The 16,941-nt window shown below is 40.6% G+C and carries 13 protein-coding genes and 1 pseudogene; 5 read left to right on the plus strand and 9 right to left on the minus strand.

Going from position 1 to position 16,941, the window contains the following annotated elements:
- Nucleotides 1–77 precede the first annotated feature (77 nt).
- On the plus strand, nt 78–1,376 hold the full coding sequence (locus AC5YCE_RS09990; protein WP_496171941.1) for an OprD family outer membrane porin: 1,299 nt from the start codon (nt 78–80) through the stop codon (nt 1,374–1,376).
- Nucleotides 1,377–1,469: 93 nt separating this feature from the next.
- Here AC5YCE_RS09990 and ppa read toward each other — a convergent pair whose 3' ends face one another.
- Together ppa and AC5YCE_RS10000 are read right to left on the minus strand one after the other, a co-directional pair.
- Nucleotides 1,470–2,006 (minus strand): inorganic diphosphatase, encoded by a 537-nt coding sequence (ppa, locus tag AC5YCE_RS09995; RefSeq protein ID WP_496171942.1) that lies wholly within the window; start codon nt 2,004–2,006, stop codon nt 1,470–1,472.
- A gap of 119 nt (nt 2,007–2,125) precedes the next feature.
- Nucleotides 2,126–2,524, minus strand: a complete 399-nt coding sequence (locus AC5YCE_RS10000) for an MAPEG family protein (protein WP_496171951.1) — start codon at nt 2,522–2,524, stop codon at nt 2,126–2,128.
- Nucleotides 2,525–2,795: 271 nt separating this feature from the next.
- Here AC5YCE_RS10000 and AC5YCE_RS10005 point away from each other — a divergent pair, with 271 nt between their 5' ends.
- A complete protein-coding gene (locus tag AC5YCE_RS10005) occupies nt 2,796–3,179 on the plus strand; it encodes a hypothetical protein (protein WP_496125945.1) in 384 nt (127 codons plus the stop codon).
- 58 nt (nt 3,180–3,237) lie between these two features.
- Here AC5YCE_RS10005 and AC5YCE_RS10010 read toward each other — a convergent pair whose 3' ends face one another.
- The 7 genes from AC5YCE_RS10010 to AC5YCE_RS10040 form a co-directional block, all read right to left on the minus strand.
- On the minus strand, nt 3,238–4,911 hold the full coding sequence (locus AC5YCE_RS10010) for a long-chain-fatty-acid--CoA ligase (protein ID WP_496171943.1): 1,674 nt from the start codon (nt 4,909–4,911) through the stop codon (nt 3,238–3,240).
- Nucleotides 4,912–5,061: 150 nt separating this feature from the next.
- Nucleotides 5,062–7,281, minus strand: coding sequence for a DNA topoisomerase IV subunit A (gene parC / locus AC5YCE_RS10015; RefSeq protein WP_496171944.1), 2,220 nt, complete (start codon nt 7,279–7,281; stop codon nt 5,062–5,064).
- 183 nt (nt 7,282–7,464) lie between these two features.
- On the minus strand, nt 7,465–8,784 hold the full coding sequence (gene niaP, locus AC5YCE_RS10020; protein WP_496125942.1) for a niacin transporter NiaP: 1,320 nt from the start codon (nt 8,782–8,784) through the stop codon (nt 7,465–7,467).
- A gap of 167 nt (nt 8,785–8,951) precedes the next feature.
- Nucleotides 8,952–9,596, minus strand: a complete 645-nt coding sequence (locus AC5YCE_RS10025) for a trimeric intracellular cation channel family protein (RefSeq protein ID WP_496125941.1) — start codon at nt 9,594–9,596, stop codon at nt 8,952–8,954.
- Between the two features lie 60 nt (nt 9,597–9,656).
- Nucleotides 9,657–10,124: a YchJ family protein gene (locus AC5YCE_RS10030; RefSeq protein ID WP_496171945.1), complete on the minus strand. Its 468-nt coding sequence runs from the start codon at nt 10,122–10,124 to the stop codon at nt 9,657–9,659.
- 127 nt (nt 10,125–10,251) lie between these two features.
- On the minus strand, nt 10,252–11,832 hold the full coding sequence (locus tag AC5YCE_RS10035) for a TerC family protein (RefSeq protein WP_496171946.1): 1,581 nt from the start codon (nt 11,830–11,832) through the stop codon (nt 10,252–10,254).
- The gene (locus AC5YCE_RS10040) at nt 11,829–11,984 is read right to left on the minus strand and encodes a hypothetical protein (RefSeq protein ID WP_496171947.1); all 156 of its coding nucleotides are present in this window, start codon (nt 11,982–11,984) and stop codon (nt 11,829–11,831) included. The genes AC5YCE_RS10035 and AC5YCE_RS10040 overlap by 4 nt, the downstream gene beginning before the upstream one ends.
- Nucleotides 11,985–12,199: 215 nt before the next feature.
- Between AC5YCE_RS10040 and AC5YCE_RS10045 the strand changes: the two genes are divergently transcribed.
- The 3 genes and pseudogenes from AC5YCE_RS10045 to AC5YCE_RS10055 form a co-directional block, all read left to right on the plus strand.
- Nucleotides 12,200–12,910: an LOG family protein gene (locus tag AC5YCE_RS10045; protein WP_496125937.1), complete on the plus strand. Its 711-nt coding sequence runs from the start codon at nt 12,200–12,202 to the stop codon at nt 12,908–12,910.
- 568 nt (nt 12,911–13,478) lie between these two features.
- A pseudogene (locus AC5YCE_RS10050) lies at nt 13,479–13,592 on the plus strand (sulfurtransferase TusA family protein); the annotation flags it as partial.
- 316 nt (nt 13,593–13,908) lie between these two features.
- A partial coding sequence (locus tag AC5YCE_RS10055) for a DUF6531 domain-containing protein (protein WP_496171948.1) occupies nt 13,909–16,941 on the plus strand: 3,033 nt, incomplete at its 3' end.

The raw sequence follows: 16,941 nt of genomic DNA on the forward strand, positions 1-16,941 counted from the left end.
TAATGAATTATAATTTGTTATACATTGTGTATACATTTAATTTCACATTCATAATCATTTTGTATGAGGCGCCCCCAATGCAAAAATCACAAAAATTAACATTAGCAGTCCTCATTCAAGCTGCTTTGGTTTCAACTGCTTTTGCAAGTGAACAAAGCGAGTCTAAAGGCTTTGTTGAAGATGCTGAAGGATCAGTACTATTCCGTACAGGTCATTTACATCGTGACAAAAAAAATGTAGCTCCCGGACTAGATAATAGCTCCACAGCTCAATCAGCAATTTTTAAATTGGAATCTGGCTTTACTCAAGGCGTTGTTGGTTTCGGTGTTAATGCTGTAGGTGATGCATCTATTAAACTTGGTAAAAATGGTCATACTGGAAATAATATGATTCCAGTACACGATCAGCTCAATGCTGATGGTACAAAAGATGCATATGATCATTGGGCACGTGGTGGTGCGAGTGTAAAGGCACGTATTTCAAATACGACAGTTGAATATGGTACTCAAGTTCTAGATCTTCCTGTGCTTGCAAGCAATACAGGTCGTATGGTTCCTGAGTATTTTGAAGGCGTTTTAGCGAAAAGCCGCGAGATCGAAAACTTAGAAGTTGTAGCTGGTAAATTCACCAAAAATCAAATGTCTGAGCAAATTTCTACTGATGAAAATAAGCTTGATAGTGCAATTGTTTGGGGTGCTAAATACAAGTTTAATGAGCAAATTAATGGCTCATACTATGGTATCGACAGTAAAAATGCTTTAGAGCGCCATTATGTAAATGCTAATTTTAAACAACCTTTAGCAAATAATGCTTCATTAACGTATGACTTCAGTGGTTATCGTACCGAATGGGATAAAGGGGCAAGCGCATCATCTTCAACATTAGATGCGAACTCAGATGATCGTAGCAATAATATTTGGGCAATTTCAGGTTCTTATAATACTGGTGCACACAATGTAATGTTGGCTTACCAACAAAGTACAGGTAATACCGGTTATGCATATGGTGAAAATGCTGATGGCTTCCAAAGTATCTACCTACCAAACTCTTATTTATCTGATTTCAACGGTCGCGATGAAAAATCAGTTCAAGTTCAATATAGCGTAGACCTAGGTCAATATGTTACTCCTGGATTAAGTTGGACTTCGGCATATGTTTATGGTTGGGACATCGATACCGCAACAGATAGTAATGCAAAAGAAAGTGAAATCTTTAACCAAGTGAAATATACCGTTCAATCTGGTTTTGCGAAAGATGCTAGCTTACGTGTGCGTTATTCTCATTATCGTAATGATGATGCTTATGCAAATGACTACTACATGCCAGATACGAATGAATGGCGTTTATTCTTAGATATTCCTGTGAAATTATTTTAATTTCTAGCAAAATCTAAGTCATAAAAAAACCTGCACAATGTGCAGGTTTTTTTATTTAGCCTTAAAACAAAAGACTAAATATACAAATAACAATTATTTGTTTGCTTCAGCATATGCAGCGATTGAGCTAAGAACTTCTTGCTTAGCTACGTCAGAACCTTCCCAACCACTCAACTTAACCCATTTGCCTGGCTCAAGATCTTTGTAGTGTTGGAAGAAATGTTCAATTTGGCTGATCAATAACGGTGGAAGATCCGTATATTCTTGAATATCTTTGTAGATTGGTGTCAATTTGTCATGTGGAACTGCAACAAGTTTAGCATCTACGCCACCGTCATCTTCCATATTTAATTTACCCACTGGACGGCAACGAATCACAGAACCTGGTTCAACTGGATGTGGAGTAACCACTAACACGTCTAATGGATCGCCATCTAAAGACAGTGTATTTGGTACATAGCCATAGTTCGCTGGGTAGAACATTGCTGTACCCATGAAACGGTCTACAAACAAAGCATCAGAATCTTTATCAATTTCGTACTTAATCGGAGCTGCATTTGCAGGAATTTCGATAATTACATAGATATCGTTTGGTGCGTCTTTACCAGCTGGAATGTTACTGTAGCTCATAGGAAACTCTTTAACAATGTAGTGTTCAATAGTTAGTGTCGATTATAACGCTTTATCAAGCAATCATCATTCGATTATACATTTGCAAGAATATATTTGGGTATGTCTATCGGTCAGTTTTACATTAACCGAATCACCAAGATCAATAAATAAATTGGACATGCCATCGACAAGAACCAAATAATTGATCGTAATGTCGAAAGATTCAATAAATAACAAATGCCGTAGATCGCACGTAGCACAATGTATGCCCCACCAAGCATCATGATAATGACTTGTGAAATCACCATATATTCAGCCATTAAAATGGATGCAATAAATAATGGAAGACTTTCAAAACTATTTTGTTGGGCAGCATTCGCACGTGCAGCCAAACCTGTGGATTTCGCTAAAAACTCGCGTGGGTTCTGATTATCTTTGACGTTAAAACCAGCTGCGACTTTCGCAATGATGGTAAAAACGTACGGCATTAAACAGGCAATTAAAATTAAATATATGATGCCATCAATCCCATACATGAATTTTCTATCCAATAATTTCTTATAGGTCATATCATAACCCGAATCCTGCTTAAAGAAATGAGATTATTCATCTTGAGACTTACCCATCATTTTGAGCATAAAAAAGTCTATTCTTTGGTCTGATAACACTAAAAACTAATCATAAAATTACATTGAGCTTATGATTTTAAAGAAAAATCCTTATCCGCGATTCGGGTTATCATAGCATGGTGTATATGCGATAATTTTTGCTAAATTATTGCGTTTTGAAAATTTCATTGGAACGGATATGGCAAATTCTGATCAGAAAGAACTGTTTGATGTATTAGATCAACAACACGTACAGCAGAAAAAAGTCGATCGTGTACTTTATTTTGTTTTGCCTATCGTTGCATTTTTAATTTGCGTGATCTGCGCCAACTTAAATTGGCAGTCCACGTTAGGAACTTTTTTAGTCCTCTGGATTGCGTTTTATGCTGTTGGAATTAAGCGTGCTAATTTAAAATTATGGCTACTCTTTGTCAGCATCTATAGTTTGGTTGATATCTATTTCAGTTATCACGGCGCCATTCCTTTACAAGCAGTCGGACGTCATGCAGGAACCATGATGACATTTGTCGGTATTGTTGGTATTAGCCGTCCATACATTGATCGTTGGTTTATGAAAAAATAATACTCTGTTCAGATTATAAAAAAAGCGCCCGAGGGCGCTTTTCTTATCTGGTAATGAATTATTTACGCAAATCTTTACGTAAGATTTTACCCACGTTAGATTTCGGCAATTCATCCAAAAATTCAACATAACGTGGGCGTTTATAGCCTGTTAAATTCTCTTTAGCATAAGCAAGTACTTCTTCTGTAGTTAATGAAGGATCTTTCTTCACGACAAACAGTTTCGGTACTTCACCTGATTTCTCATCCGTCACACCAATTGCAGCCACTTCCAATACTTTTGGATGCGTTGCAATCACTTCTTCAATTTCAGAAGGATAAACGTTAAAGCCAGAAACCAAGATCATGTCTTTTTTACGATCAACGATTTTGACATAACCACGGCTGTCCATGACGCCAATATCACCTGTACGGAAATATCCATCAGCAGTCATAACTTTTGCAGTTTCGTCCGGACGGTTCCAGTAGCCCTTCATCACTTGCGGACCACGAATCGAGATTTCGCCCTGCTCGCCAAGTGCAAGATGATTACCATCATCATCCAAAATCGCAACATCCGTTAAAGGCAATGGAATACCAATAGTGCCGCTGAATTCTTCAGATGCAGGTGGGTTTGCTGTTGCAATTGGAGAGGTCTCAGATAGACCATAGCCTTCAATAATATTAGTGCCCGTAATCTTTTTCCAAGCAGCAGCAGTCGAAGGCAATACAGCCATGCCACCACCCATCGCCATTACCAGCTTACTGTGATCAAGCTGTTGGAATTCTTCGTTGTGCACCAAAGCATTAAACAAAGTATTGACTGCAGGGAAGAAACCAGGCTGATATTTGCGAAGCTCTTTAATCACCGCAGGTAAATCACGTGGGTTTGGAATCAAGACATTCGCTTGACCTTTGTACATCCCGTAAAGCGCACACACCATAAATGCAAAGATATGATAAAGCGGTAAGGCACAGAAAATGCGATCATCTTTAGATCCATCTGCTTTACCAAATTTACTTTGGAAAATACCATCCGCTTGCAGCAAGTTAGCGACAAGGTTGCGATGAGTTAACTCTGCACCTTTAGAGACCCCTGTTGTACCACCTGTGTATTGCAGTACAGCAGTATCACTTAAAGAAATCGTTGGACGCTTATAATTGCTGACATTGGCTTTTGCCATTGCTGCATTAAAGGTTACATGTCCCGGAATGTTCCATGCAGGAATTTGTTTGCGCACTTTACGCAATACAAAATTCACCAATGTACCCTTAAGCGTACCGAGCATATCCCCTACAGAAGCCACAATCACATGTTTGACTGGTGTTTTACCAATAATCGCTTGGTAAACCGAAGCAAAGTTTTCAATGATGACCAAAGCTTCAGAACCTGAGTCATTTAACTGATGTTCCAATTCACGTGCAGTATAAAGTGGGTTCACGTTTACAAGAACTAAACCTGCACGGAATACACCTAAAGCAACCACTGGATACTGTAGAACGTTAGGCATCATCACTGCTACACGCGAACCTTTGGCTAAACCTAAACCTTGTAGGTAAGCAGCAAATTGACGACTGGCAACATCGAGTTCATTGAACGACAAAGTTTTATCCATGAAGATAAAAGCATCACGCGAACCAAATTTCTGGAAATTACGTTCAAAAATATCAATAAGAGAAGTATTTTCCGGTGGCAATTCTACAGTTTCTGGAATCCCAGTCTTTTGGTATTCAGCGAACCAAATTTTTTCCATAATGCCTTATTCTCCAATTAGTAATCCTTGGTTTTTAAACTGTTCTTTTCAATATTGAGCAAATTTATTCAATTTGTTTGTGCTCAATAATGCATCCATTTAATTCAATACGATTCATATATAACGTATTTTGCTTAAAGGATGCTAGTTTTATCTTTGAATGAACAGTCTATTTGCTTTTTGATATCCGCGTGGTAAGAGCTGACCTTTAGTCGCTCGTTTTGCCACATATTTTTGCAGATCATCACCTTTCAGTTTTAATTGTTGTTGTCCTGCAACCACCTGAATTGTTTCATTTAAATTAAGTGAAGTCATGGACAAAATTCGTTCACTTGTATCAAGTTGTATCAACTTATTGCCTTTACCTTTATTTAGCATTGGCAATTCTGACAGCTCAATCAGCAATAAACGACCAGAACTACTCAGTACTGCTAAATGAGAGTGACCACTGATCACGTCCAAAGGCATGACTTCAGCATCATCCGCAAGACTTAAGAACGCTTTACCTGCTTTGGCATTGGTATCGAGTTGTTTGGCCTGCGTCTTAAAGCCGTAGCCTTTGGAACTCACCGCTAAGATTTCAGCATCATCATCTGCAATAAAGATTTGTTTAAAACCAACACCACTTGCAGGTGATAGTTTTGAACTCAAAGGTTCACCCAAGCCACGCGCCGATGGTAAAGTGTTGATTGGCAACGCATAGCTTCGACCTGCCTCATCAATCACATAAACTTTTTGATTCGATTTCCCTTGCGCGTGACTGAGGTATTTATCCCCCGCACGGAAATTTGCATTTTCCGCATCCACATCATGGCCTTTGGCACAACGAATCCAACCTGCATCCGACAAAATAACCGTCACAGGGTCTGCTGGCATGAAGTCTTGTTCGCTAATCGCGGATGCTTCTGCACGTTGTACAATCGGTGAACGACGGTCATCACCAAATTTTTTCGCATCGTCTTTCAGCTCACCAATAATCAGATTTTTCAAAGATTCTGGATTTGCCAATTGTTCACGAATAATTGCTGCCTTTGCCTCAAGCTCTTCTTGCTCTCGGCGCATTTCCATTTCTTCAAGCTTGGCCAAATGACGAAGTTTGAGTTCTAAAATGGCTTCTGCCTGAATCTCATCGAGACCAAAGCGTTCCATCAATACAGGTTTTGGCTGATCTTCTTCACGAATGATTTGGATCACTTCATCAATATTTAAATATGCAACAATTAAACCACCTAAAATATGCAGGCGTTTTTCAATTTTATTTAAATGGTATTGAAGACGGCGAGTCACAGTCGTTTTACGAATCTCAATCCATTCTAAAAGAATACGACGAATTGATTTGACTTGCGGACGACCATCGGCACCAATCATGTTCATATTGACACGATAGCTTGATTCTAAATCTGTGGTCGCAAATAAATGACTCATGACTGCATCAGCATCAATACGATTTGAACGTAGTACGATCACTAAACGCGTTGGGTTTTTATGATCAGATTCATCACGAACATCGCTGACCAATGGCAGTTTTTTCGCTGTCATTTGATCCGCAATTTGAGTGATAATTTTTGAACCTGACACCTGATAAGGTAAATCTGTAATCACGATTTCATTTTTTTCAATCGTATACACAGCACGCATACGATAACTGCCACGACCTGTACTTTGAATTTTCAGCAATTCATCGGGTGGCGTGATAATTTCAGCTTTGGTCGGTAAGTCAGGCGCAGGAATATATTCCGAAATTTTCTCATCACTTAAGTTCGGATTACGAATCAGTGCAATCGTCCCTTTTACAACTTCACGTAAATTATGCGGTGGAATATCGGTTGCCATCCCTACCGCAATACCTGTTGTACCATTCAAGAGAATATTCGGTACACGTGCAGGTAAGTTGACAGGCTCTTTCATTGAACCGTCAAAGTTATCCTGCCAATCACAAGTACCTTGCCCCAACTCTGAGAGCAACACTTCACTGTATTGTGAAAGTTTAGCTTCGGTATAACGCATCGCAGCGAAAGATTTTGGATCATCCGGCGACCCCCAGTTTCCCTGTCCTTCAATAAAAGGATAGCGATAACTAAAAGGCTGAGCCATCAGTACCATGGCCTCATAACAAGCAGAGTCACCGTGTGGATGGTATTTACCCAACACATCGCCCACTGTACGTGCAGATTTTTTAGGTTTACCACTGTGTTTTAAACCGAGTTCGCTCATTGCATACACAATACGGCGCTGAACGGGTTTTAAACCATCGCTAATATGAGGCAATGCACGATCCATAATCACGTACATGGCGTAATTAAGATAAGCTTGTTCGGTAAATTCTGCGACAGAACGATTCTCTGTAGCTTGATGCGCAAGGCTTGTCATAAAACCTTTCGTCCTTATTCAATATTTCTTGTGTCTAAGTGGTTATGCTAAGTCTCAGGATGCTCCCGCACAAGGGTATGGAGCAATACACTGCGACAATTTATGTCTTATGGTTTAAAAATCATCCAGTTCTAAGTATTGAGTTTGTAAAAACTGGATTTTGATATTGATGTGATAAATCTATCACATCCCAATCGATTCTAAAGTTTTACCTTTGGTTTCTTCGCCTAATACAATGATGACCGCAGCAACAGCCAAAAGTACCGCAGTAAACATCATAAAGACATGGCTAAAACCATTTTCAGCCACCATCATATGCGTCACCACTAAAGGCGCGACAATACCACCAATACGACCAATCGCCCCTGCCCAACCTGAACCAAAGGCGCGAATATTGGCAGGATATTGCTCAGGTGTGTAGGTATATAGAACTCCCCAAGCACCTAAGTTGAAGAATGACATTAAGCATCCCCAGAACATGATCATACCCACTGTCGTCGATTGCCCAAAGAAGTAAGCCGCCACCGCACACATCGCAATGAAACCTGCCAGTGTCGGCTTACGACCCAATTTTTCAACCAACCATGCCGCTACAATATAACCTGGTAATTGTGCCAAAATCATGACCAAGACATATTCAAAGGATTGAACAATGGTATAGCCTTCTTTGACCAATAAGCTGGGTAACCAGGTAAAAATGCCGTAGTACGAATACACAATACCAAACCAAATCAGCCATAACATCAAGCTACGACGCGCAAAACCGCCCGTCCATAACTGGCGAAAGGAAATATTGTTTTGACTTGAAACGGGTTTGACTTCGATCGTTTCAATGACCTCTACACCACATTGACGCTCCAGTTTTTGTACTAAAGCATGTGCCTCTTCAATACGTCCACGATTGATCAAGTAAGGCACAGATTCTGGAACTTTCTTTAAAATCACAAATACATAGAGTGCAGGTAAACCGCCAATTAAAAATGCGACATGCCAATCAAAAGATGGAATCACAAAATAGGAGACTAAGGCAGCAATCAACCAACCCAAGCCCCAAAAACTTTCCAGCAGAACAATAAAGCGACCACGAACATGCGCAGGAATATATTCACTGACCAGAGTAACTGCCACAGGCAACTGACCACCAAGCCCTAAACCGACAATAAAACGGAAAACCAATAACCACGTTAAATTTGGAGCAAAAGCACAGGCCGCTGTCGCAATACTATAAATCACCAATGTCGAAGCAAAAACCGCTTTACGTCCTATTCGATCTGCCAATGCACCTGAACACACCGCACCGATGGCCATACCGACAAAACCAATCGACACCACCCAACCTTTTTCCGTGGGGGTCATTGCCCAGTCTTCAGCCATTTTTGCCAAAATAAAGGAGATCAATCCTGTATCCATGGCATCAAACATCCAACCTAAGCCGATTACCCAGAGCAAGGTGTAATGAAATTTACCAATAGGGAGGCGTTGTACGCGTGAGATTAAGTCCATATCAAGGTCTCTGTATCGTGTGCTTTGCAAGTTCTAAAGGAAATGCTGTCTTCACAACAGGGATTATCATTATTGCTGTTTTTATCATGTGAATTGATCAAAATGACCTCACATTATGTTGGTCATTTTGATCCTTTCATTGGTTTTTTTCTAGCTTAAGTTCAAATTTAGCTTTCATCTTTAGATGAAGCTGATTGCTCATCATCATCTTTATAAATAAATTTCGGCATTTCCAAACCAAAGTAGATGGCGATACAGCGCAATGAAAAACCAAAAATCAAAGTAGAAATAATGGTAATGTCTTGTGAGAAACCCACTTCAATGCATCCCCAATAGAAGATCACTGCAACAAATGAAATGCTGGCATACAGTTCACGGCGGAATACCAATGGCACATCATTACATAGAATGTCACGCAAGATACCCCCTGAAACCCCTGTCAGCACCCCTGCCACCGCACACACCACAAAACCTTGTTCCATTTGAATCGCAATTTGGCAACCAATAATGGTGAATCCAATTAAACCCAGTGCATCAAGAAGAAGGAACACGGAGCGTAGATGACGCATCCATTTGGCAATGAAGATGGTAAATAACGCTGCACAACAGGTTAAAACCAGATATTCAGGATGTTTGACCCAAGTCAAAGGATAGTGTCCAAGTAATACATCTCGTACTGAACCACCACCGAGAGCAGTGACACAGGCAATGATGATCACACCAAACCAATCCATACTACGCCGACCAGCGGACAGAGCTCCGGTCATGGCTTCTGCCGTAATCGCAATAATATAAATAACGGTAAGTAACATTGCCCTTCTTCCAGTGAGGGTAATTGATGCGCAATATTCTAAGTTAAATAAAAATAAATTCTACAAATATTGAGCACAACACTGCTTAAATTTTTTAGTCGAGCCACAAATACAGGCTTGTTTCATGGTGACCTGCTGATCTGTGGTTGGATCTAGGAAATACCAGCGTTCTTCAAACTTCACAAAATGGGATACTTCATGATGAATTTGATTTGATTGACCATCATGATAATGTGCTTTGAATTCGACTTGAGCATGATTTTTATCTATTTTCTCTTGAGCCTGAACCACGTCTAATTTGAGCCATTGGTTCGACTTTGCCCAATCGAGTATTGCCTGTTGATCTAAAGCTTGTTGTTGTCCGAGCGCTGTCGTACTCACAATATAATTAGAATCGTGTACTGCGAAAGCACTGTAACGTGATCGCATGAGTTGCTCAGCGCTGTGTGCTTTGGCTTTACCTAAGTGTAAAAGTTGGCAACAGCTTACATAATTTCCATGACCACAGGGACAGACTTGATCAGACATCAATATTCCAAAAAAAATAGCACTCTACTGAGTGCTATTCTAACCATGCTTGATGATTGCTGCGAATGAAATAACTTTTAAATCATGCTTCGGTTCATGCTTTGATTAATGGATTAATGACTCTATTTCAGGTTTCTGCATCTTCATTTGGAATGATATGTACCTTTTCTATCTTATGACCATCCATTGTGACCACTTCAAAGACATAACCTTCTGCTTCAAACTTTTCACCGTTTTGAGGTAAATGTCCAAGATGAAATAAGATATAGCCAGACAAGGTCGAATATTCTTCTGCTTCATCGACCAAATCTCGATTCAGTAACAGTGAAATATGACGAATATCTGTCGAACCATCGATCAAGAGTGAGCCATCCTCTAAACTTTCGGCTGCTGCATCCAGTTCAGTCTCATTTGGAAACTCCCCTGCAATCGCTTCTAAAATATCAATTGGCGTTGCAATCCCTTCAATCGAACCGTATTCATTGAGTACAATTGCCATTTGTAAAGGTGCTTGGCGAAGCTGTTCCATCACCATCAACACTTGTGCATTTTCATGCACGATCACAGGTTCGCGTAAATGTTTCTCAAAATTGAATTCACCTAACTCAATGTAATCATTCAGTACATTGTGAGTTTGGACAATACCTGCAATATTATCGAGTTCCCCATGCGCCAAAATCAAACGTGAGTGCTTCATGTGCAACATTTGCGTTTTAATTGATTCGACATCTGCGTTTAGATCAATCCATTCCAGATCTGGTCGTGGCGTCATCACCGACTTTACAGGTCGCTCTGACAATCCCAATACGCCTTGCACCATCACGCTTTGATAGACTGCATTTTCATCTGAAAATATCTCTTCTGCCAATGCTTGCGTTGCCAGCACATCTTCCGTCTGTTTATTTGAACTATCTGAAGATGTACTTTTCGCACCTAACATTCTCATCACAGCAGATGCTGTACGAAAACGTAAATCATTGGTTGATACTGTTTTCTCTTGGTTACGGCGCATGAGTTGATTAAGAAATTCAATCAGTACAGAGAAGCCAATCGCAGCATATAAATAACTCTTCGGAATATGGAAACCTAAGCCTTCTACGATCAATGAGAAACCAATCATCATCAGGAAGCATAGGCACAGAATGACTACCGTTGGATGCTTATTGACAAAGTCCATCAAGACTTTAGATGACCAAAGCATAATACCGACAGCGATAATGACCGCAATCATCATCACTGATAAGTCTTTGACCATACCCACTGCGGTGATCACACTATCGAGTGAGAATACCGCATCTAAAACTACAATTTGAACGATCACCATCCAAAATACAGCATGGACTGGATTCTCTTCTTTAACGACAGGTTTACTTTCCAAACGCTCATGTAACTCAAGCGTCCCTTTCATCAGTAAGAAAATCCCACCAATGATCAAAATCAAATCTCGGACAGAGAATGGATGATCAAAAACAGAGAAAATCGGATTGGTAAGAGTGACAATCCAAGCAATCGAGGCCAATAAGATCAGGCGCATGAGTAGTGCTAGAATCAGTCCGATGACCCGAGCTTTATCGCGTTGTTCAGGCGGCAACTTTTCCGCCAAAATCGCAATAAAAACCAAATTATCAATCCCTAAAACGATTTCTAGTACAATCAGTGTTGCCAATCCAATCCATGCGGATGGATCTGACATCCATTCAAAAATCATAATGCGTACTCCTGCATCATGCCCTGAAGAAGATTGAATTGACCTGTAAAGGTTTGAATAAAACTAGCATTCAACACAGGATTATTTTTCTTGTTTATTTGTCGAGTATCAAAAAAATATTGTTGTTCGAGTTGACCGCGATCACTACTCATGGAGGTTCATTGGTTGTAAAACACCACTTCAGTATAAAAAAGATTGCAACGAATTTCAGTTTTTTTCACAAAGAGTCGTCAATTTTTTCGATTTCAGGTCTGCTGATACAAAATATTGCAATTTTGTAGCTTTAAAACACCATCTTGTCACTGTTTTTGCTTACATTAATAAATGAAAAGTATGATGAAAATAGATACAAGGTAGACAGTGATCAATGAATACATTATTTCCCAAGTTTCAAAATAACGCACAACAACCTGAAAACTCACCTTCTGCTGAAGCATTCAACAAAAGTAAAAATAATGATATTGAACAAATTGAAACTCAGCAAAAACACTCCCAACAAAAGAAAGTAGCCACACAAAAACTGGTCGCACTCTACTGTGGTTCACGTTTTGGTAATAACCCCATCTATAAAGAAAAGGCCATTCAGCTCTCTGAAAGTATTGCTCAGAAAGGTTTCGGCATTGTGTATGGCGGTGCAAGCATTGGACTGATGGGTCAAGTTGCAGATAGTGTGATTCAGGCAGGTGGTGAAGTAGTCGGTGTCATTCCAGAATTCATGTTGGATTATGAAATCGCGCACAGCACATTGACCGAACTGCATGTAGTGAGAAGCATGCATGAGCGTAAAGCTATGATGGCAGAGCGTGCCAGCGCTTTTGTTGCTTTGCCTGGTGGCTTAGGTACCTTTGAGGAAATCTTAGAAATTGCAACTTGGGGACAACTCAATCAACATCAGAAACCGATGCTGATCTACAACGTGAATGGCTTTTATAATGCCTTGATTGCTCAACTCGATCACGCTGTACAAGAAGGTTTTCTCCCCCCCCAACATCGCGCCAAAATCATTGTATGTGAGCATGATCATCAGATTTTAAATGCGATTAAAAACCTGAATAGCCCTGAGAATGTGATGGTCTAAAATTTTCAGCTAAGGCTCTTTCAGCTGAGGGAGCCTTATCTGCTAATCGCAAAACCAACCAGCACAAATATACTCACCATAAACAGGTAATACGTTATGAGATAGACTTTGGCTTTTTTTAAGTCGTAATCATGTCTATTTTCCGCCTTAAAAATGATGCGATAGCGTTTCCAATTTTTATTTACATAGACGTAAGCATTAAAATCCCAATACCCTTCTACTCATTTTCTTTTGATTAAATATTGATATAGATAATAATTCGTCATGCTGAAACTCAAAGTACTGAATAAAAATATACATAAAAACCCAATCCCAAATACTGTTTCACGATCCATTTCACTTCCTGACTTATTATTCGATTATAAGTTTAAGTTCATTTTTGTTGTCTTTAACCCTGACGTTTCTTTATGATTTTTTAAGGTTTAAGAGATAAAGTGTATCTCAGAAATGACTCAACACTTAAATCATCGTGCAAGAAAAAGGCTCTACTTTAAAAATTAAAGTCAAGCATTATGGTAAAAACATAGATTTGCACTTCAAGCGCTAATCTAAGGTTTTTATACACTAAGCCATTCGAAAATCTAAATCGGGTGACATTGCTGAAGTTTTTACTACAGATAATTCTACATCGTGGGATATCCCAAAATTTTGTATGCATTTGGGGCATGAATTGCTCCTTTAAGAAGAGCGTTTAGATGAAGATGGCAATAAGGAATTTCGTTATTGGATAAAAATTGGATAAAAAAAGGATATATTTAATCATCTTACATTTATATCTTTTAAGTTGATTGAGTTGGCATAATATTTTTTTTTGTCTATAATTTATAAAATATCTTTGTATTTAATAATTTATTAGGCTGAAAATGATCTAATACAATTTCTTCTAGATGGTTGTATTTTTGATTAGTGATATCGCTTTTGAGTAAAATATTAATATAAAAAAATTCTAAACATTAGGGTGTTTATTCCCTTCAAATAATTAAAAACAAGGTAATCACATGACATTCCAAGACACAGCAAATTCAGGTCATCCAGGCCAAGGACAAGAACAGGTTCAAGATACTCCCCCTGAGTTGGCTGTGTTTAATTTGGAAAGCACCCGTTCACCGACCGATTTACAACGCATTGCCAGTCAAGTGCAACTGTTTTTATCCAGTTGTGGTCAAACCAACTTACAACAACTGCAAGCCTATGCCAACGTCCCGATGGTGGCGAATTCTTTTGCCTTAACCGGCAGTGTGCTCGATGTGATCTTGTTTGCACTGAAGCCCAAGCAAGGTGATGCCGGCGTACAACAGGCAGCGCTACTCAGTGCCAATTTGATTGGCTTGTTCTTGGCACCGCAGTCCGAAGCGCATGTCCGTATGGCGCTGAGACCGATGTTTGGTCTAATGGCTGAATATCTGTATAAAGAAGACGGTAAAATCCAAGAGCCTGGTATCAAACGCCTGTCCTTGCACTTAAATGCGATGATTGCCGGCGACCTAGAAAAATTCCTCAAAGAAACCAAAGGCAAGTTGGCAGGCTTACTCAGCAGTGCCAGTGCTTTGGGAGCATTGATGATGACCGCACTGAGCATGCCAAAAGGCAGTATTACAGGTGCGGTAGGTGCTGTCTCTGGTGCTGTCAGCAGTGCAGGTGCCAGTGCTGATACTCGTGATCCCAAAGAACAATTTAGCAACTGGGCCGCCTCGCTTGCCAGCTTGATCTCTACCGCAGCCGTGGCCAAACAAGGACAAGATTCAGCCTATGCCGACATACCCATAGGGGCTTTACAGCTGCTTGCTGCCAAACATGCGGGTCAATTGACCGGCGCGATCCAAGCCCAATCCAGCGGACAAAAATACACCCTGATGTGGTTGATTGATGAAACCTTAAAAGCGATTGCTGAGCTAGAAAATAAAGTCAGTGCCAGTGTGCCTGTGACCCAAACAGGGGAGCTGGAGCGGCATACCAAAGGCGATACTTTAGAGTTTGTTTCGCTACAAGCCAATGCCCTCAATGATCCACTCTGCGTAACCCTTGGCAGTGATTCAGCAACTTTCAAGAGTATCAGCTATGCCATCGGTGCAGAGCGGGTCAAACATACTGATTTTTATCTGCCACTGCTCGGCTTTGGCTTTAGCCGCCAATACAACTCGCAAATGTCAGAGTTTGATGACAGTTGTATAGGTGCACGCTGGATGATGCCCTTTTCCAATCGGATTGAAGCGACTGAATTCGGCTATCTCTTTATTGATGGTAATGGACGTAAACATCGATTACCAGCCAGTATCACTGAACAAGTCTACGACGTACCTTTTGAAGGGATTTTGATTGCCCCGCTTGAGAATGGTGATCTAGCCTTAAATTTTGGTGGCGATTGGAATTTTCACTTTCACCAATTTGTAGAAGGTGGGCACTATCATCTGGTGTTAGAGGAGAATCCAAGCAGTAACGAACAGGTGAAACTGGATTATTTGCTGGTCAATGGACAGGCCTTTCTGAAGCAAGTCGATTTTCAACTTAAAAAAGCCCAGCAGAGCTTAAAATTTGCCTACAACCCCCAAGTGAAGATGATTGCGATCTTTGTGGATGAGCAAGCAGAACCACTGGCACGCTATGACTATGATCAACACGGTAATCTGATCAAAGCCTATGATCAAAATGGGCATCATCGAGATTATACCTATAACCATGCCCATCAACTGACCCGCTATACCGACCGCACAGGACGTGGACAAAATATCCGTTACGAATCCCCTGCAGCGAATGCCAAAGCGATTGAGGAATGGGCGGATGATGGGAGCTTCCACACCAAACTGAAATGGCATCCGCGCCTACGCCAAGTGGCGGTGTATGATGCCTATGACAATCCGACCTACTACTACTTTGACCTTGAAGGCTTTACCTATCGCACCCGTTTATCGGATGGACGCGAATCCTGGTATTCCCGCGATCAATACAAACGCATCACCCGACAAATCGACTTTGAAGGACGCGAAACCCAACAAGAATACGATGAAGCAGGACAACTGACTAAAATCGTACAACCCAATGGCGGGGTGATCCGCTTTGCCTATGATGATCAAGGCAATCTGATTGAAACCAAAGATCCCGAAGGCAATATCTGGAAAAAAGAATACGATGCTGATGGCAATGTCAGCAAAGAAATCAATCCACTGGGACATACCACGACCTATAAATACAATGCTCAAGGGCAAGTGGTTGAGGTGATTGATGCTAAAGGCGGTAAAAAGAGCATTCAGTACAACGACCTCGGGCAAATGCTGTCCTACAGTGACTGCTCTGGCAAAGAAAGCGCGTGGGAATATGACGAAACAGGCACACTCTTACAACAACAAGATGCCACAGCCCAAGCCGTGCAATACCTTTATAGCGACCAAGGCATAGATAAAGGACAGCTTAAAACTGTCATCTACCCCGATGGCTTAAAAGAACACTTCGAGCATGACCAAGAAGGACGCTTGCTCAAACACATCGATACCGCAGGCAAAGCCACCCTCTACAGCTACAACCAAACCGGGCTACTGCAACAACGCATAGATGCCAACAAATACCAGATTGGCTACCAATGGGACAAACAAGGCCGCATCCAAAAGCTGATCAACCAAAACCATGCAGAGTACCTGTTCGATTACAACAGCATGGGACAACTGGTTCGAGAACAAGCCTTTGATGGCGAAGAAAAGCATTATGCCTATGCAGAAAGTGGACGCCTGTTCCAAATCAAACAAGCTCAAGTCATTACCCAATTTGGCTACCATGAAGATGGACAAATTGCCGAAAAAAGCTATACCCATCTCGAGACCCGCAAAACCCAAACCGAGCGCTTTGACTATAATTTAAATGGACAACTGAGTCGTACTGTCAACGAAAACAGTCAAATCGACTTCTACCGCAACGAAATTGGACAACTGATCCGAGAACACCAACACTACAAGATCCCGCATCTCGAAGATATGACGGCAGTACTGCGCTATCACTACGATGAACTGGGTAACTTAATTAAAACCATCCGCCCCGATGGA

It is taken from the genome of Acinetobacter sp. CY79, from assembly GCF_059515845.1.

Excerpts from the sequence above, each read along its gene's own strand:
- ppa (WP_496171942.1), bottom strand. The coding sequence starts at position 2,006 with ATGAGCTACAGTAACATTCCAGCTGGTAAAGACGCACCAAACGATATC.
- AC5YCE_RS10035 (WP_496171946.1), bottom strand. The coding sequence starts at position 11,832 with ATGATTTTTGAATGGATGTCAGATCCATCCGCATGGATTGGATTGGCA.
- AC5YCE_RS10045 (WP_496125937.1), top strand. The coding sequence starts at position 12,200 with ATGAATACATTATTTCCCAAGTTTCAAAATAACGCACAACAACCTGAA.
- AC5YCE_RS10025 (WP_496125941.1), bottom strand. The coding sequence starts at position 9,596 with ATGTTACTTACCGTTATTTATATTATTGCGATTACGGCAGAAGCCATG.
- parC (WP_496171944.1), bottom strand. The coding sequence starts at position 7,281 with ATGACAAGCCTTGCGCATCAAGCTACAGAGAATCGTTCTGTCGCAGAA.
- AC5YCE_RS10040 (WP_496171947.1), bottom strand. The coding sequence starts at position 11,984 with ATGAGTAGTGATCGCGGTCAACTCGAACAACAATATTTTTTTGATACT.
- AC5YCE_RS10030 (WP_496171945.1), bottom strand. The coding sequence starts at position 10,124 with ATGTCTGATCAAGTCTGTCCCTGTGGTCATGGAAATTATGTAAGCTGT.
- AC5YCE_RS09990 (WP_496171941.1), top strand. The coding sequence starts at position 78 with ATGCAAAAATCACAAAAATTAACATTAGCAGTCCTCATTCAAGCTGCT.
- AC5YCE_RS10005 (WP_496125945.1), top strand. The coding sequence starts at position 2,796 with ATGGCAAATTCTGATCAGAAAGAACTGTTTGATGTATTAGATCAACAA.
- niaP (WP_496125942.1), bottom strand. The coding sequence starts at position 8,784 with ATGGACTTAATCTCACGCGTACAACGCCTCCCTATTGGTAAATTTCAT.
- AC5YCE_RS10010 (WP_496171943.1), bottom strand. The coding sequence starts at position 4,911 with ATGGAAAAAATTTGGTTCGCTGAATACCAAAAGACTGGGATTCCAGAA.
- AC5YCE_RS10000 (WP_496171951.1), bottom strand. The coding sequence starts at position 2,524 with ATGTATGGGATTGATGGCATCATATATTTAATTTTAATTGCCTGTTTA.